We start from the raw sequence: 18,164 nt of genomic DNA on the forward strand, positions 1-18,164 counted from the left end.
ATCCGTAATATGAAATTTGTATGTAGGTATTCATGTCTTGGAGGAAAAGTTTTTAGAGCAACTAAATTACAAAATAAAGTGAAACTTTAATCAGTGGGGGTTTTCTTCATCCCCACTGATTATTAGCCCTCACCAATCGGACTTTTATGGGCAGTTGATCCCCCACCTAACTTCTTTGCTTTCGCTGAATTTTGAGGTGGGGGTCTTACTGCCCATTAAAGCGGGATAAATGGCATAGGAGGTCTTATTCTGTTAAAAGGAAGACCCCCTATATATTAGCTATTTTTATTCTCAATTTTAAACATTTCCTCTATACAAGCACTTTTTATCTTTTCTTATTTATATGTGGCAAAGAAGCCACATAATTTGGCACGTCTATTCAACGAAATCCATTTCGGTCGTTATTATAATTTAGATTCATATGCAGATTGATTGGTGATGTCGTCAAATACTTGACTTCCAATCATGTAGTATCCATGAAGTACAGCCTCTTTCGAAGCGTCTACCATACGGAAAGAAGAAATTTCACCTTGCATTTTTTCAATTCGTTTTTTGTGGAGATCTACTATTCCTCCTGTCCAAATAATAGTGTCATACTGGTCTAACTTAAATTGTTCTTGTAATACACGCATAACATCTTGGAAGTGTGCATCCAACTCTTTTTGAATCAAATTATCAACCTGACTTGTCTGATGATTTTCTTCTCGACATTCATATCCTTTTTCTAATATGTTTGGCATGTCGTTAATATGGAATTGATTACTTTCACCCGTATGATTCTGCACGATATTCTTAATATTTTTCAAAGGCTTGCTACATCCTAGTTCCGTCTCATAATGATTTAAAATGACATTCTGTTTCATATCTGTCATTTCTAATGTACGAAATCCGCCATCAATAATTAAGATACGATCTCGTTCCTGAATGATTCCCTCTTTTAAGAAATAGGCATGTAAAGCGACCGGTTGCTGAAGAATCAAAGCATTTTCCACCGTAATATGAATAAATTTCCCATCAATTTGCACGGAAGTTTCTTTTTTTAGTGCACGTTGTAATTGCTCATGCTGACTACCAAAACAAGTAACGGGAAGCCCGGTAACAACTAAAGGCAACACGACATTTTCTTTATAATCCTTTGCAATGCAACCAAATATTTGTTGTTTAAACCGGTCGCTTTCATAATAATTTTCTATTTCTTCGCCAAATGGAGGAAGAAATGAAGCGTCAGATTGATGTGCTTCATCTCCCATGTAGTATGCAAAGTCTAAGTCTATAAAACTTACCTTTGTTAAATCTTCACTTTCAGCATGATTGGGTACAGGTGCTAGTGTAGAAGCTTCACTCTTAATCGTCATCTCAGAATCTACATCCTGTCGATATGCCCGCTTGGTAAAGCCAATTCCTACGTCAATTGCATACAGAGATTTCATACTTTTTTCCTCACTTTCTCTTTTTAGAATTAAATCTAAGCACTCTCTTCTTTCCCTTCTTTCATATATTTCTTTTCATTTTTCGTTTTTTCTCCGTCTATGTCCTTACTACTTTGATTTATTTCGTAATCCTTTTCATCTTTTTTCTTTTTGTTATTTTCGTTTTCTGTTAAATCTTTAATGGTAGAAATGACAACTGGTGTGGCTGTAAGCAGTTGTGGTAATGTTTGTTTTGCAACATTAGCTGCAGTTACAGAGAATTGTTTACTTGTCTCCGTTACCTTCTCTAATGTTTCCTTTATGTTTCCTTCTTGTAGTTTGTTTTTTACGCTTTTTCCTTTTGTTTGTATAGCTTTCCGATTTTCTTTTTTTAATAGGGAGACCATGACTCCGGTCGTAATCCCAATCACAGCATATTTAAATATTGTATGTTTCATTTCTCTCACCCTTCTCTACTTTTATTTTCTTCCATGCTACAACCTAAAATAATTAACTTATCTATTTATCAGATATTGCAATCTATTAGAGAGAATGATAGTTTTGCAGCTGCCTATCAGTCGCCGTTGGTGTTTCAGCTGTTACTAGGAGTAAAATTCTCCCTTGATCTAGTTTTTCTTCATATAAGTTAGCTTCCTCCTTCGACAACCCCATTTCTTCCATTTGATTTCGGAGTTCGTCCCCTTTTTTGGAGAAAAAGTTGATAATACTTGTTCCCAATCCTTGTTCTTTTACTCCAATCGTATTTATGTTTGTATCATCCGCAATCTTTTTTGTTAGATGTTTTTCATGTGTTAAGACATAAATGTCATCTTGGGAAATCCCTTGCAATTCTAGCTCTTTTACTTTCATAACTACTTCATGTTCATTATCATATTCATGAACCACCGGTTTTCTTTCATTCTTATGCATTGTATTTTTCCTCCTTTAGATTTTTTATTTAGTTGTTATGTAATATGTAATACACCTATTTTAAAGATGTTAAACCTAAATTTCCGAAAAATTTCATACAATAGGTTATTAATGTCTTTGAATATCAAAGTGATGTCACGAGAACTTTGCTTTGATAAAAGTGTTACAAATAACGATTTGTTTAAAAGGCAAGCCCCTTATTTTATAGAAAAATTCTATTTAGAAAAAGTTACAAAAGGAGTACAAGATACTTTTTTCGGTAATTAAATCAAAAGAAAAATAAAAAAAACACTCCTTTTCAAAGAGTGCTTTTAAAAAACAGATAACCTAATAAAAATGTTTCTATTTTGATTACAGAAAGAAAGTCTTTATTAAAACATATGGTTGCTAATTTAATTGCAATCTTCCTTGCACCCAAGCAGCAATAGCATCTATAACATACTCAGGGATATTAGCGGAATTATAATATTCATCCGGTTTACTTATTTCTCTATAATCTTCTGTAAATAAGAGATTTAACTTTGGATATAGTCGATAATCTATGTTATCTCGTTCTTTTAGTTGTTCTTTCCAAAGAGGGATTTCGATTTTCGATTGAACTTGATAGTCTCTTTCTCCTTGAATAATAAAAAGTGGTGTCTTTTGTTCTTTTGACATTTCCACTGCTTTAATTTTACGGATAGAATCCCTACTTCACAGGATTTTTTTGCTGTTTTCATTATATCCTTACTACACAAATGAAAATATACAATTATACTAAATATACAAACTTTGCATAAAAAAATGATTTTATAGTATCTTTTTAATATCCATGTCCGCCTTGCCAACCACCGTGTCCGCCCGGCCAACCACCATGTCCGCCTTGCCAACCACCGTGTCCACCTTGCCAACCACCGTGTCCGCCCGGCCAACCACCGTGTCCACCTTGCCAACCACCGTGTCCGCCTTGCCAACCACCATGTCCGCCTTGCCAACCACCGTGTCCACCTTGCCAACCACCATGTCCGCCTTGCCAACCACCATGTCCGCCTTGCCAACCACCATGTCCGCCTTGCCAACCACCGTGTTCACCCGGCCAACCACCGTGTCCGCCTTGCCACCAGCCTGCATAGCCTTGTCTCTGTGAGTTCATTCCTTCGCATCCCTTCTTATTAAAAGTTCAAATACTGTAACTGGGTATTCTCTAGATATAATTATGTATCCCAAAAATAAATGTATCCGCAAACATCCCGATTATTGGTAAAGTAATTATCTAATGAAAAAAACATTTATTATTGCAAATTTAAGCTCTATTATTTTTTTGCTTTTCCAAAAATTTTTTCGCTATTTTATTAGCATACTTTTCAGATTCAATTTCATCATAGTTACTTAGTATTACAACAGACAAATCATTACTTGGGATCATTTTTCAACATTACATCAGAATCCATAGTTGGGCTTTAGTTATACAAAGAAAAACGATACTTCACTATTGAAGTATCGCAAAAAAACTATTTACTTACATTATTATGACTATAACCCTATCCGGTATTAGTTACTCTCCTAAAATTGCAACTGGGCTAAACGATTCATAATGAATCAATTCCTTTTCTAAACTGCATTCTTTTAATACTGAAGCCGTTGACTGCACAATTTGTATTGTTTTCTCGTCAATCATAAATGGTACATCCCTTCGTATACAATGTTTTTATAAAACATTAGCATTATTTGAAATTTACCTTTCATAATTTCATTTTTTACTTTTAACTTCAGAATATCGAATCTTTTTTTAAAAATTATTATGGATTTAAACTGATCCAATAGTGATTCTGGCGCAATTGCTCTGAAGTTTTTACGCTAGAACCTTCTTATTTACGCATTGAAAAATGTTACCTAAAATGGAAAAGCCCAGATAGCGATGTGGTGGCACTATTATTAAAGGCATTTCTCCTTCTAAAACAGACAGTACTTACAATCTTAGTACGAATCTTAGTACGAATCACAGTTGAATTCATGTTACTTAATCGTACCCATTCCGGCAATTTTAATCTTAACCTTGACGTTTACATCGCCTTTTGCTAATTCGTTACCCCAATTATTTTGTATTTTTTTCCATTCCGGATATGTGTATGTTCTTGCATATCCTCCAAGCCCAATAGGATCAATTTTGGCGGTTTGTATTTTTTGTATTAATTGCTTGAAATCAGCTTCCAACTTAGTTTCAATCGCCTTTTGTAATTTTGCTGCGTCCTTTCTAGTGTTAAACGAAAAAAGTCGTTCTGTAATACCGATTCTCATCTTTACATCTACATTAAATATAAAATGGTCATCATATCTTGCCTTTGTCTTTACTTTAATACCATAGGCAGTAAAACTTATCAAATCTTTATCTTGACTATCTGAATTTAGCTTAATTGGAACTGTAAATGGTAACTCCCCTGCAGTTCCTTGTTGCAAAATGCGTAAGAGTTTGTTTTCATCAGGTTTCAGCGTTAATTTATACTTTCCTTTTTCATCCAATAAGGCTGTACCTGTCACCCATATTTTATTCTTTTTTTTCAGTTCAGTAATATTTGCTGTTAGCCCTTTGTCTGCTGTTTGTTCATATAATTCTTGAAGTGTTGTTTTCACCGTGATATTTCTTAAAAAAGCGGTATCAACTAGTTTTGTTAAATATATAGGAAGTCGCGGTTTATCTTTTGGACTATAGAAGATGACGTCTGAAACAGGTCCATCTACAGCGACAACCCTTGCGGTAACTGTATTTTTGGGATCACGGTAAAATGGATCAAGGTAAATTTCCCAGTTTTTTTGTTTCAGTAGCCTTTTTCCAACTAAAATAACCTGCGTTTTACTTCCGGCGGTAAGTGCCATAACCGTAGCATCAAATTGGTCTCTTGCTTTTCGAACCGTAGCAGATTTCACACCAGTAGTTTCTTCTTTTATTTTTGCTTCTTTATTGAAAACAGGGCTTGATATATACACTAATAAATTATCATTTGGATCTAAATCGATACCAAGAATAAGAGTAAGAGAAACATCTTCAACATTTCTTTGATCGAAGCATCCAGTCATCAAGAACACCAATAACAAAATACAACATAGTACTTTTCTTTTCAATGTATCCTCCCCTGGCGAAACTTCTCATATAGACAGCAATACAGCCATAAGATAATAGGTAATATATATGTTACTCCTAATCCAGTATTCGATAATACCTGTTGCCAAATTTCGGATTCATTCCAACTAGGATGGGTCCAACATGTGAATCCGATAATAAGCAATAAGAGAACAACTACATGAGAGCTGTGATTTTGTTTTCTAAGTAATTGGCTAGAACAAAATACCGAACAGTATAAGGCAGGGATCCATGATGTGGAAACAATGGTCAAGTAAACAGCCAATAAAATCATGTCAAAACGTTCTAAAAAACGAAATTCAATTACTTTCAGTAAATTTATTACCGGTTGATTATATTGCGTAATGCTATCAGGGCTAAAATAGGCAAAGCAAACAATAGTAGCAAATAAATAAAATAACATAGTTAAGGTGTTTGCTATAACCATTCCATGGACTGCATACTGTTTTTTTTGTAAAAACGGATATAAAAAGAAAGCAATATCAAACCCTAAATAAGCATAAACAGTGCTTGGTACAGCGGTTAGTATAGGTTTCCACCCTTCTTTTAAAAGCGGAAAGAACGGCATCCAACTTCCATTCCCTATAAGAGGGATTAAAAAAAATATCGGAATCCAAAGCGCCATATAAAAAAAAAGTTCGGCGTATCGTCCTAAAATACTAGGACCGTTACGTGCAACAAAATAGGTAGGAATCGAAAACAAAAAGATAACGATATAGTCAGGCGTTTTCGGGAGAAGCCATCCCTTAAGGTAAAGCATAGCGTTTATAAGAACGATACAAGAATAAAAAGCGAAGTACATCATGTAAATAACAACGAATGCTTTCCCTACTATTTTTCCAAACAATCGTATAAGAATATCATAAATCGTATCCTCAGGATATCTTGCAGCTGTTTTCACTATAAACACACCTGATATTGTGGAGAAAATCCAACCAATCAATATAGCTATCCATCCATCTGTTCCAGCCTTTTCTGCAAGCACACGTGGAAGCGATAAAACGCCAGTGCCCACCTGCACTCCATTAATTAAAATAATATACTGCATAAGAGTGATTTCATTATAGGCATACTTTTTCATAATTTCACCTTTTATTACGATTCTTTCCTTGTCTAATAGTTTGATTGGTTCCATTCCCCTTAGGACGCCTTCTTATTGTCCATAAAGGAAAGCGTACAAAAACATCTTTCATATCTGCAAAACGAAAGGGTGCTAATGGTGTTCCGTAAGAAGTACCTAGCGATTTAAGACTACTTAGATGCCCAATTAAAGTCATCCACCCGATAACAAGTCCTACAATTCCAAATAAGGCAGCTGCTAGCATCATTGGAAAACGTAAAAGTCTTACTGCCGCTCCCATATCATAGTTAGGAATAACAAAAGAAGAGATAGCGGTAACAGCGACAACAATAATCATAATATTGCTTACAATTCCCGCCTGAACAGCCGCCTGACCAATGACAATACCACCTACAATTCCAACTGTTTGGCCAATCGGAGTAGGTATCCGTAAAGCCCCTTCTCTCATCGTTTCCAATGTTATTTCCATAAGTAATGCTTCCATAACTGGAGAAAAGGGTACGCGCGTTCTTGATTCAGCAATAGATAAATATAGCTCTACAGGAATAACTTCAAAATTAAAGGAAATAAACGCAACATAACTCGCCGGCAGAAATAAAGCAACCATAAAGGCGACAAAACGAAGCAAACGAATAGACGAAGCAACTAACCACCTTGTACCATAATCATCCACTCCTTGAAAAAAGGAAATAAAATTTGTTGGAGTAATTAATACATTAGGTGAATGATCCATTACAGTTACAAATCTGCCCTGTAAAATGTGAGATACAGCCAAATCAGGTCTTTCAGTTAATATAAATTGCGGAAACGGCGAGTAAGGGTGATCTTCAATGAATTCTATAAGTTCGCCATTACTAGTCACTGCGTCGATTGTAATATTTTGAATTCGTGTTTCTAATTCCTTCAGCACATCTTCAGAAGCTACATCTTTCAAATATAAAATAGAAATTTTGGTTTTGCTTCGTACACCAATTACTATTTCTTTTATCGCTAATTCACGATGAGGAATATATCTTCGAATCATTGCGATATTTTGACTTCCAGTTTCTATGAATGCTTGATGTGCACCTTTTAGAGCTATTTCGTTATGTGCATCTTCAACACTTCTTTGTGGCCATCCTTTTGTATCCAATTGATGTGCTGTTGTTCGACTGTGAATTAATAAAACACTATCCCCCCCAAAAATAGCATTTTCAATCTGACTCAATGTATTAATAATCTTAATTTGTCCTAATGGAATTGGAAGTTCTGTATTGGTATCAAAATCTCTATTCATCAAAGGGCTTAGAACATGATTTTGAATCAATTCTTTATCTGTTAATCCAGATAAATATACTAAAGCTGCTTCTAATCCACCTACTGTTATTTGAAACTGCCGAATTACTAAATCAGGCGCTTGACGAAATATATTCTGAATATGAGCTATGTTTTCGGATAAATCAGCGTCTAAGAGGGAGTCTTCAATATTTTTTTCCTGAAAATGAGTATTGTCTCGTATTGAACATGACTTAGGGTTGTCTCTATATTTTAAACGTGTCAAAAATTTAGCCATGATTCCCTCACTTTCTATGTACCTTTTATAGTATGTTTAGTATGCATATATTAAGGAAAAATATCCTAATAGTTCCTACAATTACACTTTTAAGACATTAAATACATCTCTCGCTACCTTACTCATGTATTCCCTCTTGTTGTTGATGAAACTTTTCAATTGTAACTGATACACATCTGAAACTCTAAACCCTCTTTCTTCCCTAACGACTACTAATCGTGCAATTTCAGAATCTAAATTGCGTAAATTCTCCTATATTCGCTCCCCTATAATAGTAGATGTTTAACATGTTGATGATAGTTTTTCTTTTCTCTTCTATATGTTCTAGTAACATGATGTTTGGTTAAAATACCCTTAAAACTCTTTTTAAGAAAAACTTAAGAAAATCTCTCTTTATTCATAAGAATTTTTTTCTATACTGAAGCATGTAAATGACCAAGAGGAGAAACGATCATGAAGAAATTTGTAATTTGCATAATAGGAATAGGTCTTCCTATATACTTACTACCTTTCATATTACGCGGGGATTTAGACAGATTTAATCCGATTGCTGAAGAAAAAAATGTATACGCCATTGCGCTAGGTTATGGCGTTCCAGATTATCATTATAAAGGCCGGGCTATTTACTCACTAAAAAGTGTTGATGAATTAAGCAATGAGAAAGATTATAAAGTGGGAACGAACACCCCTAATGATTTTATTAGAAAAACTTACTTAAAGATTCATGTAAAAGGAAAATATGTGTATTCTTACGATATTATCGCTGAAGAGGATATTCCCGAGAAAATAAGAGAGCAATTGAAGATAGTAAACAAATAAAAAATAAGCTGATTTTTTATCGGCTTATTTTTTTCATTCCTTTATCTTCTCCAGTCCAAAGAGTAGTCTTTGTTTCAGCATCTGCGATAAGATATTTTACTCGGAAATTTTTTTCTGTTTCTGTCCATGATGCTATTAAGTAAATTTGTCTATTCGGATTAATGTTCAGTGATTTTTCTTTGCCAGCCATTCTACTTACAAACGGTCCTATTTCGGATTGCATAGTCGATTGTAAATCTTTATATAGAACTGTTTTCTGTATATGATTTTCAGCGTCATTAAAAGGGACATAGAAAGAACGATACGTATGATTTTTAACCTTACTATAAAAAACTTTTGGATTTTCAAAGATTTTACTTGCATTGTTTTCTATATAGGAAATTTCTCTTGAAGAATCCGCTGCTTCTACCATCCCTTGTACACCTAGTAAAAGAAAGCTACAAGTAAACAAAACCGCTATAATTTTTTTCATATTAAACTCCTTCAATTTTTTAATATTTATACCCAAATAAGGTTATTTCATGCGAATTGATCCATTCAAGATCTGGATATACATCAAAAATGCTAGCGATTACTAAAAAAAGACTCTTACATAGTAAGAATCTTTTTTTATGATCTCCATCAATTTATTAAACTTGTTATCATTGTTTCAAAAGCCATTCTTCCATTACTTTCACTGTTTCATCTCGTTGTGCTTTTGGCGTAATTAAGCTCGCATTATCTCCTTTTTGCTCACCATACATGCCAAAATGAGCATGGTTTCCGCCTTTTATCATGTGCATAGTTGTATTCTTTGACATGAACTTTTTACTGTTTTCTATTTTTTCTACAGTTGCTAAAGCATCTACTTCTCCGTAAATTGATAACATCGGAATCGATTTCATAGAGAAGTCATCTGCAGGATAAGAACCTAAGAAAATGATCCCGTCTACCTTGTCTTCATGCTGAGAGGCATACTTAGAAATCATAGCTCCGCCCATTGAATGCCCTGCAACATACCATTTTTGAACTTCAGGATACTTTTCAATTACACTGTCTACCTCATTTATTCCAAGTATCGCTAAGTTTAATGGTAACTTAGGCATTACTACAAAATGTCCATCTTTTGCAAGTGCTTCCCCTAAGTAACTATAAGCCTCGGCTTCTACTTTAGCTCCTTGATAAAAAATAACCCCTATTTTAGCATCTTTCTCTCCAAAAACTATATAATCTTCATCTTTTTTATCATCCACTAACGACAAAGCCTCTTTCGTCGGTTTATAACTAAACTGAGACCAAACAAAAAAACTAATACTTCCTATAAGTAAAATACCAAGTAAAGAGTACAGCGTAATTTTTATCCATTTCTTCACAAAGATGACCTCCCTAAGATGTATATATTCTATATTTTAGATTATCATTAATAAACATAAAAACTTGAGCATTTTTATTATGCTCAAGTTTTTATTTACTTCTTTAATTTATACTGTAAATTGTCCAAGATAAATATGTAGCAAATGCAGCCCGTAAAAAATATGGAATGAACAACCATGCCGATACTTTAGATAAATTGGAAGCATTGACTCGTTTATTTTATACAAATTCTTTCATACTTTTATATGCACAAAGTGCTCTCTCCCGCGCTGCCTTATGATCAACAACTGGCAAAGGATATGTATGACCAAGCTGTATATTGGCCTTTTGTAAAACATGCTCAGGTGCTTCCCACGGTTTATGTATATATTTATTCGGTATATCTCTTAATTCTGGTACCCATTTTCTTATATACTCCCCATTTTTATCAAACTTTTCTCCTTGTGTGATGGGGTTAAAAATACGAAAGTATGGTGATGCATCCGCTCCACTTCCAGCAACCCATTGCCATCCCATTGTATTATTTGCAATATCAGCATCTAGTAGAGTATCCATAAACCATCTTGCCCCTTCTTGCCACGGAATTAACAAATGCTTGACAAGAAAAGAGGCCACAGCCATTCTTGCTCGGTTATGCATAAAACCTGTTTGCCATAGCTCCCGCATTCCTGCATCAATAAACGGATAACCAGTTTCGCCCTTTTGCCATACTCTTAATAACTCCTCTTCATTATTCCACGGAAAATGTTCAAAGTTCTTATTAAGAGGCTTATATACTGTAAATGGATAATGATATAGCAAATAATAAGAAAACTCTCGCCAAATTAATTGACGTATAAAGCTATTCACTTGTTGTTCAAAAAGACTACATTGTTTTTCAGTACTTTTATTTATTAAGAAATGATACATTAGCTTTACTGATATTTGACCAAATGAAAGATACGGTGCCAACATCGAATGAGCATTTTGATTTGGAAAATCTCTTTCTTCACTATAAGAGACTAATTTGCTAGAGAAAAATTTCTTAAATGTTTTGTATGCCCCTTCTTCTGTAGGCTCCCATATTGATTCAATATGAGATGTCCAAGGTATAGTCGGTAGCAAGTGTAATTCTGAAACAGATAAGCTTAATGGTAAAGAGTTTCCCCCTTTTATACTCTGCACTTTACTAATAGGCTTTTGTATTACCTGCTTTTGAAATGCATTGTAAAAAGGCGTAAACACCTTATATTCAGTGTTATCTTTCTTTTTAATAATCCACGGTTCTAATAATAAATGTGAATTAAATTCCTTACAGATAATACCTTTATCTTCTAACATCATTTTCATTTTTTGATTAGATTGTAATCTGTCCGGATCATAACAAATATTCCAATATACGGCCGTTATACCTAACTGTTCTATGAGAGAAAGTATTTCTGCCTGTGTATTTCCTTTGCGGATTATTAAAGTAGAACCCAATGCCTCAAGTTGCTTCTTTACATCTATTATAGTATGGTGTAACCACCACTTCGACGCACTTCCCATTGAAAAAGTTTCGTCATGTACATATACCGGAACAACCTCACCGGACTGAGCAGCTTCAAATAGAGCTGGGTTATCATATAAGCGAAAATCTTTTTGAAACATAACGATAATTTTATTTTGCATGGCTATCCTTTCTCATTCTTAAAACATAATAAATTTTATTATACAACAGCAATTCATACATAAGAATTTATTTGTCCTTAATAAATTAGTTAACTTTTTCAACTATTTTATTAGTAGGAATTTTAATAACAGTTTCTTTTCCACCTGTTTTATCAATCTTGAAACCATAAACTTTAACATCCGACGGTACTAATGGATGATGACGAATCACGTCTATACTCTTCTCAATATTTTCACTAACATTTTCTTTTCCGCTTAGCCATTCATCAAGGCTACCACTTGAAAATTCAGGCATACAATTTTCAAAGAGATAGTCTAGTTCTCTGTTATTTTTTATGGAATCACGTTGAATCTGTAGATTAACTACATCCGTTGCTTTATCCTCTATTCCTACAACAAAAATTTCTTCCACATTTTCTTCATAAATAGCAATAATAATAGATCTCATTATATCTCCATAAGGATGTACAATTACAGAATCATAGCTGTGTATATTCAACATGTTTTCTTGTTGAATATTAGTTTCTTGTTGGATAATAGGCTCTATTCCATGTTCAATGTCTGTTAATAATAATACTTTTTTATTCTTTGAATTCATATGGAGCACTCCTTCTTCATTATTGTATTTATAGAACTTTTAAACTAGTAAGGATAGTTCATTATTCATTACATGGTTATGACCAATTTTTCCATTGTCCTTCTGGATCAACACTCGCCAGTCTAACCCATCCATTTTGAACTTTTTCTCGAAATGTGAGATTGGTATTTAGCAAACGCTCTATATATTCAATAGGCGCTTGAATTACAATTAGTAAACGAAGTGGTGAGTGATATGTCTCACTATCTGACTGCATAACGGATTGCCAAGGTAAGCCTGGCAACAAGTCACTTGCATTTCCCTGCATAACACCGAGACCTGCCGTTACGGTTTGTGTTGTTTTGTTTCCACTACCATAATAATGTGGAGCTACAGTTGAAGCGTAATATTGTAGATTGATCCACTGCGCTACTGTTCCTGGTCCTGCAATAATGTTAGCTAATATATCGCCACTTTCATCCTGTTTCCAATCATAATTATGGAGGAAAGCCCTACCTTCTAAGTCACAATCCTGAGTCAATTCACGCTGCCCGATAATAAACGATGCATTACGGGCTAATCCCCATTCCGGACGTATTTCACTCCAATCTTCTGCAAATCGATGTGCCTCTTTACTCGGATTTTTTATTTCCGTTTTAAAATGAGGTAATTGCATTAAACGCTCTCTATTCGCATGTTGGCTCACATTTGGCATAATCGACTCGATACAATCAAATGCTTCTTGCGCAGTTTCTGAAAGTTCTGGGACGTAAATCCATTCCAATTCATCCACTGTTGTTTTATGTTCAGCTGCTACAAAAATGGTGTCTTCAGGAATTTTAATTCCTTCAGCAGACAACGCCTCTCTCACTTCTGGAAGATTACATAAAGTAGCGAAAACTCTTGCATTGAATCCTCCTGCTGCTCCGCCACAAGCACCACACTCAAGCGCTGCAGCATAAGGGTTGTTCGTACTTTGACTACTATGTCCGCACATTACAACTAAAGGCGCGAATTTTTCTGTCAATCCCACCATTTTTAAAGCTTGACGCACATAGTTCACTTTTTCTTCTTTCGTAAAACCGATCGGTATCTCACAGTTTGTATCATGAACATGATTAAGCGAGAATGTTGTATCAGGTTTTTGTAACATCGTTTTATGAAGATTACGAATGAAACTCCCTACTCTTCTTGGCACAAAACTCCTTGTCACCATTTGTAGACCAAGTAAAGGGCCACTTACCTCAGGCAGTAACATACTTGTCAGTACGTTCTGTTTCATTGTTTTAAATGTATAACGTACCGAACTGCCTACCATCTTACGTTGCTCATAAGATTTACATTCATTTTCATCTGTGAGCTCTTTTATTTGATGTTTCGGTTTTAATATAACTGGCAAAGAAGGATGGCTATCATTACTGCCTAGTTCAGTAGTCGCAATTGGTAACCCAAAGAAACCAGCTATTCCAAACGTTTCAAACGGACCTAATTTTTCAAGGTGGCGACGAAACGGTTCTGAACGTACATCAATACAGAATGCTAATTGAGCTAATACACGCTTTTTATCATTAGTTGCACATTGCTTAGAAGCAATTTTCTCCCTTAATTGCTCTGCATGCGTCTGTTCCCAAGCTTCCAGCCAAAGTTTCTTGCGAGTATTTTCATCAAAGCGATAAACAAATGCTAATAATTCACTTTGTTCAGCTGCAGACATTTGTGACCATTCCCGGGTTGAAATATTCCCCCAATAGATCCAAGAAGCTATAAGTGGGACAATCGAAACTTTTTTCTCAGCCTTTTGATTTGTTAAAGGCAAATAAGGTTTTACAATGGCTAACTCCATAGAAATTCGAACTGCTAAATATTCTATAACGAGTTCCTGTTCCTCAATTGATTGTTGCGAGCGCCATCGTATCATTCCTGCCCATCCAGGCAAAGAAAGTAAGTGCCCTTCAAGGTAAGCTTGCATGTTAGATTCAGAAATTCCTAGTTCAAATAATGCTTTTGTTAAAGCTACATGGGCATCTTGTGGCCAATCTTTTAAAATTTTACGCTCATTTTTATTGAGCGCTGGATCGAATGTAATAAGGTGGTGCCATGCACGATAAAAACCTTTCTCCCGATTTGGCATCGTCCAACTTGCCCCAGCGTCATCAAGATATAATTTACACCATTTAATAATATGATAATTAAGAATATCAGATAGATTGTCACCATTTTGATTCTCTATAAGTGAGCTTATTGGTTGCATAGAAGAGTCTTCCATACTTGCTGTATTTATATAACTCATTTCTTCTGCCAATTTATTTACTTCTTGCGATGATAATAGACTAGAAGGTAATTTTTCTAACTTTAAAGCCTCTTGGCAAAAATGCTCCGCTGTCTCTCGCGGAATATGAAAAGATTGTGAATCAAGCCAACGAGACAAGCCAATTTGTAAATACGATTCCTTAATCTCACCCTTCGCCTTTGCCGAATGAATCATGGAGGCACTAGGATAAATATCCACATTACGAACTTCTTTTAACCAATTTGCGACTTGTTCAAATGATTGCTTTTCAAGTCCCATCCAAGGGTGATGAGCTGCAAATGTAGAGATAGGCCAAAGTGGTGCAATCACTCGGCTAGCAAATACAACTAAATCATTTATATTATTTTCTTGTAGATCAATGTTTGTATCTTTCTTTTTTAAAGTCTCTTTCCTTAATATTGACGGTATGTTCATCACGAATTACCTCCCTTTGATACATAATGTTTCAGATAGCTTGGGTGACTTTCTACTGACTTTCGTCTCGCCTCACCTACTCGAACGAACCAAAGATAAAGTACAGCGAATAAAGTAGAAGATTGATTACGAGTAACGAAAGTGCTAATAACACTACCAAATAATAAGATACATATAACAAAGATAACGGCTGGAGCTGAAGGTTGAACACTTTGATACATGTCAGTATGCAACCATTTATAAAGAGAATAATGAACGGTAAAGTAAATGAGAGAAAATCCAATCAAAACAATTAAGCCAGCAATTCGTCCCATTCTTCCCTCTCCAAAAACAACAAGCTGTTTCCATGAAAAGTATAATGACCAGCCTAAGATGATCGCACTAACTAATTGATATCCCTCTCCAGAAGTCATAAACCAGAAAGCAATTGCTATAAATAATCCTAAAACACGCCCGACTATCATCCATAAATTGGACATCTTTTCATTAGACTGCTTCACTACCCCAAAACGTTGTACTGAAGAACCAGCTTGTAAAAACAGTGTAGCTTTAAACAAACCATGTAAAATTAAATGAATAACAGCCGCTAAATAAGCGCCTAATGCGCATTGAATAAGCATAAATCCCATTTGGGCAATAGTTGATCCTACTAGCTGACGTTTGTAATCAACTTGGACTAAACTAATTCCTGTTCCTATTAAGACAGAAATACTAGAGAAAATAAGTAAAATAATTTGTGCAATATCATCATGAAAAAGAGGTGAAAATCTAGTTAACATGATACCACCAGCATTTACTAAACCTGCATGCATAATAGCAGAAACAGGAGTTGGGGCAACAGCTGATTCAATTAACCATCTGTGAAAAGGCCATTGTGCTGCTGGAATCATCACAGCTACTATAATCAATAAGTTAATTCCTGTTTTCTCCAATGTTCCAAATTGAGCTACATTTTCATTCGTTAAAACTGATGTTAACTGCCACTGTCCAGTTATTTGAAACAGCCAGATGATAGCTGATAACAACGCAATCCAGCTTATTGTAAATAAATAACTAGAAATTTTTGTTGCTTCACTAACTACTTTCCACCCTTTATTTAGCCCGATGAGTAGAACCAATCCTATAAGAGTTGCGCCCCAACAAATAATCATGAAACGAAGGTCATCACTTAACCATGCAACTGAAGATACACCTGTAGTAAATGTAAAAAGTGCAAAGTATTTTCGATATGAGCGATCTCCCATTAAGTAACGTACAGAAAATCGCTGAATGATTAAACCAATTGTAAGAACGAAGAAAGCCATTAACCAAGCTAACGTATCTAGATGCCAAGGCCCCACAACTCTATCTCCATTGCTATTAACAAGTGCAAGTAAAGAAACCAATGAAGGCAAAGCAGCAATACCAATATGGATATGAACAAAACGTAAAGGTATCCTTGCATGTAAAAACAATAATCCACTTAGCCAAGAAGCACTAAGCGCGATAAAAAATAATGTTAACAGTGTTGATGAACTTAGCGAAATTAACATGTAAAATACTCCCTTCCAAACGAAAATAACCTATAAAAATTCCTTTTCATTACGATAGTTTTTTTAATTTCAATTTTTATTCACTCTTTTTAGTACATCGTTTTTTCCATAAAAAAAACCGACAACTTCCATAATTCAATGATTTTATATCATCATTGAATTATGGAGATTGTCGGTTTCACTTCAACTAACTTCAATAAAGTTTTTTGAAGAGCTCCCATTTTATAGAGGATAATGTATGTATTACTCCTGTTAAAAAGAAAAGTATATTTCTAATCTCCGAGATTATGCAATCAATATATCAATTTATGTTATGCGCTATCTTTCAATTAAGAAACTTTTTCATTTAGTCAATATTACATATTAAAAAAATGCTAAAGCCTTAATTATAGCAAACAGTTAAAATAAGCATCTATTAATTTTTAAAACAATTATAAGATAAACCATATTAAGCAGTTTGTCAATTTATTTATCCATTTTCCGAATCAAAATTCATTATACATAAATAATTTCAAGTTTTCTTGTTTTCTAATCATTACCTTGTTAATTAGATAAAATAAAGTACACAACTTGTAGATTTCTTAATTACCTCACTGCATTTTTAGTGTATCTTCCACTAACCCTAAGTTGTTTTTTATTTTAAAACTTTTCCTCAAGATTATGAAACAATTTAAAAATCATTACTCGTTCACCTGTACGGGAGCTTATATCAGTATGAAAACTTTTCACTTTTTCTCCAGTTAATTCTAGTATGATCTCTTTCAAATCTTCAATTCCAGATTCAACTAGCTCCGAACGATTTTTCTTTATCGTTAGCATACCGTCTTTCGTTTCGCAAACAGTATATTCAGCCGGTGTTAAAACACCTTGTAAATTTACGATAATCATATCCCGTAATATATCTGTCTTAACGGATATAGATCCGCGTCCTAGGTAGTCCTTTTCCCAGTGCGTAATTGCTTTGCTTATCTCTGATTCAATAGAGCCTTTTGAGTTTTTCATCTGTGTATCCTCCTTCAATAAAATAAATTTACAATAACAATATAATAATCTGGATTGATTTTATTTTCAATTATTGAGAAATATTTATTGGGATTGTTGCAAGGTATCCTTTCATATCATAGTAATTTTTTATATTAAAATATAGATTTTTTTTGATCATCCCCAACAAAATACTCTTACTATAAAAGCTCTGTTGCATAGATTTCTAAAAAGGACATTCCGGAGAAAATAAGAAAGCTCTTGTAACGTAATACATAAACGAAAATGACTCTCATCATTATATACCCCAATTTCAAACCTTTGCTCTTTATAAAATTTAATAATTTCAGGAAGAGCTTGGAATGATAGCCTTACTATTGAAATTCTATTATAATTTTGTAATTGGAATGAATTTGGATTAAATAAAAACTCAGAAG

General features: G+C 34.3%; 17 protein-coding genes and 3 pseudogenes. 2 read left to right on the top strand and 18 right to left on the bottom strand.

Annotated elements, in window-relative coordinates; genetic code table 11:
* Window positions 1-404: 404 nt before the first annotated feature.
* From ATN06_RS15815 to ATN06_RS15825, 3 genes are all read right to left on the bottom strand, one after another.
* Window positions 405-1,430, bottom strand: coding sequence for a ParM/StbA family protein (locus tag ATN06_RS15815; protein ID WP_060631437.1), 1,026 nt, complete (start codon window positions 1,428-1,430; stop codon window positions 405-407).
* A gap of 35 nt (window positions 1,431-1,465) precedes the next feature.
* On the bottom strand, window positions 1,466-1,867 hold the full coding sequence (locus ATN06_RS15820) for a hypothetical protein (protein WP_060631438.1): 402 nt from the start codon (window positions 1,865-1,867) through the stop codon (window positions 1,466-1,468).
* Between the two features lie 85 nt (window positions 1,868-1,952).
* A complete protein-coding gene (locus ATN06_RS15825) occupies window positions 1,953-2,339 on the bottom strand; it encodes a YflT domain-containing protein (protein WP_060631439.1) in 387 nt (128 codons plus the stop codon).
* A 111-nt stretch (window positions 2,340-2,450) separates the two neighbouring features.
* Between ATN06_RS15825 and ATN06_RS29485 the strand changes: the two genes are divergently transcribed.
* Window positions 2,451-2,606 carry an acyl dehydratase gene (locus ATN06_RS29485; RefSeq protein WP_088116013.1) on the top strand — a complete coding sequence of 52 codons (156 nt, stop codon included), beginning with the start codon at window positions 2,451-2,453 and terminating at the stop codon, window positions 2,604-2,606.
* Window positions 2,607-2,726: 120 nt separating this feature from the next.
* Here ATN06_RS29485 and ATN06_RS15830 read toward each other — a convergent pair.
* From ATN06_RS15830 to ATN06_RS15855, 6 genes and pseudogenes are all read right to left on the bottom strand, one after another.
* Window positions 2,727-3,026: pseudogene (locus tag ATN06_RS15830) on the bottom strand (hydrolase); the annotation flags it as partial.
* A gap of 115 nt (window positions 3,027-3,141) precedes the next feature.
* On the bottom strand, window positions 3,142-3,471 hold the full coding sequence (locus ATN06_RS15835; protein WP_060631441.1) for a hypothetical protein: 330 nt from the start codon (window positions 3,469-3,471) through the stop codon (window positions 3,142-3,144).
* A 402-nt stretch (window positions 3,472-3,873) separates the two neighbouring features.
* On the bottom strand, window positions 3,874-3,996 hold the full coding sequence (locus ATN06_RS15840) for a hypothetical protein (protein WP_060631442.1): 123 nt from the start codon (window positions 3,994-3,996) through the stop codon (window positions 3,874-3,876).
* A 338-nt stretch (window positions 3,997-4,334) separates the two neighbouring features.
* A complete protein-coding gene (locus ATN06_RS15845; RefSeq protein ID WP_060631443.1) occupies window positions 4,335-5,438 on the bottom strand; it encodes a Ger(x)C family spore germination protein in 1,104 nt (367 codons plus the stop codon).
* A complete protein-coding gene (locus ATN06_RS15850; RefSeq protein WP_060633151.1) occupies window positions 5,435-6,538 on the bottom strand; it encodes a GerAB/ArcD/ProY family transporter in 1,104 nt (367 codons plus the stop codon). The genes ATN06_RS15845 and ATN06_RS15850 overlap by 4 nt, the downstream gene beginning before the upstream one ends.
* A gap of 4 nt (window positions 6,539-6,542) precedes the next feature.
* On the bottom strand, window positions 6,543-8,090 hold the full coding sequence (locus ATN06_RS15855) for a spore germination protein (RefSeq protein WP_060631444.1): 1,548 nt from the start codon (window positions 8,088-8,090) through the stop codon (window positions 6,543-6,545).
* A gap of 453 nt (window positions 8,091-8,543) precedes the next feature.
* On the opposite strand from ATN06_RS15855, the gene ATN06_RS15860 reads away from it, so the two are divergent.
* Window positions 8,544-8,909, top strand: coding sequence for a YxeA family protein (locus ATN06_RS15860; RefSeq protein WP_060631445.1), 366 nt, complete (start codon window positions 8,544-8,546; stop codon window positions 8,907-8,909).
* A gap of 16 nt (window positions 8,910-8,925) precedes the next feature.
* Here the strand turns inward: ATN06_RS15860 and ATN06_RS15865 are convergent, their stop codons facing one another.
* The 9 genes and pseudogenes from ATN06_RS15865 to ATN06_RS29490 all read right to left on the bottom strand — a co-directional run.
* Entirely contained in the window at window positions 8,926-9,381 is a 456-nt protein-coding gene (locus ATN06_RS15865; RefSeq protein ID WP_060631446.1) for a hypothetical protein, read from the bottom strand.
* Between the two features lie 169 nt (window positions 9,382-9,550).
* Complete coding sequence (locus ATN06_RS15870) at window positions 9,551-10,261, bottom strand: alpha/beta hydrolase (protein ID WP_060631447.1); 711 nt, start codon at window positions 10,259-10,261, stop codon at window positions 9,551-9,553.
* Window positions 10,262-10,364: 103 nt separating this feature from the next.
* Window positions 10,365-10,466: pseudogene (locus tag ATN06_RS28600) on the bottom strand (tryptophan-rich sensory protein); the annotation flags it as partial.
* Window positions 10,467-10,481: 15 nt separating this feature from the next.
* Window positions 10,482-11,912 carry a cryptochrome/photolyase family protein gene (locus ATN06_RS15875; RefSeq protein ID WP_060631448.1) on the bottom strand — a complete coding sequence of 477 codons (1,431 nt, stop codon included), beginning with the start codon at window positions 11,910-11,912 and terminating at the stop codon, window positions 10,482-10,484.
* A gap of 85 nt (window positions 11,913-11,997) precedes the next feature.
* Window positions 11,998-12,510: a carbonic anhydrase gene (locus ATN06_RS15880; RefSeq protein WP_060631449.1), complete on the bottom strand. Its 513-nt coding sequence runs from the start codon at window positions 12,508-12,510 to the stop codon at window positions 11,998-12,000.
* A 76-nt stretch (window positions 12,511-12,586) separates the two neighbouring features.
* Window positions 12,587-15,214, bottom strand: coding sequence for a DUF2309 domain-containing protein (locus tag ATN06_RS15885; RefSeq protein ID WP_060631450.1), 2,628 nt, complete (start codon window positions 15,212-15,214; stop codon window positions 12,587-12,589).
* Window positions 15,214-16,746 carry an NADH dehydrogenase subunit 5 gene (locus ATN06_RS15890; RefSeq protein ID WP_060631451.1) on the bottom strand — a complete coding sequence of 511 codons (1,533 nt, stop codon included), beginning with the start codon at window positions 16,744-16,746 and terminating at the stop codon, window positions 15,214-15,216. Before ATN06_RS15890 ends, ATN06_RS15885 begins: the two co-directional genes overlap by 1 nt.
* A gap of 639 nt (window positions 16,747-17,385) precedes the next feature.
* Window positions 17,386-17,748: a Na-translocating system protein MpsC family protein gene (locus ATN06_RS15895; RefSeq protein WP_060631452.1), complete on the bottom strand. Its 363-nt coding sequence runs from the start codon at window positions 17,746-17,748 to the stop codon at window positions 17,386-17,388.
* Window positions 17,749-18,003: 255 nt separating this feature from the next.
* Window positions 18,004-18,093, bottom strand: a pseudogene (locus ATN06_RS29490) (polysaccharide deacetylase); the annotation flags it as partial.
* Window positions 18,094-18,164: the final 71 nt, after the last annotated feature.

This window comes from Bacillus thuringiensis, from assembly GCF_001455345.1.
Taxonomy (GTDB): domain Bacteria; phylum Bacillota; class Bacilli; order Bacillales; family Bacillaceae_G; genus Bacillus_A; species Bacillus_A thuringiensis_N.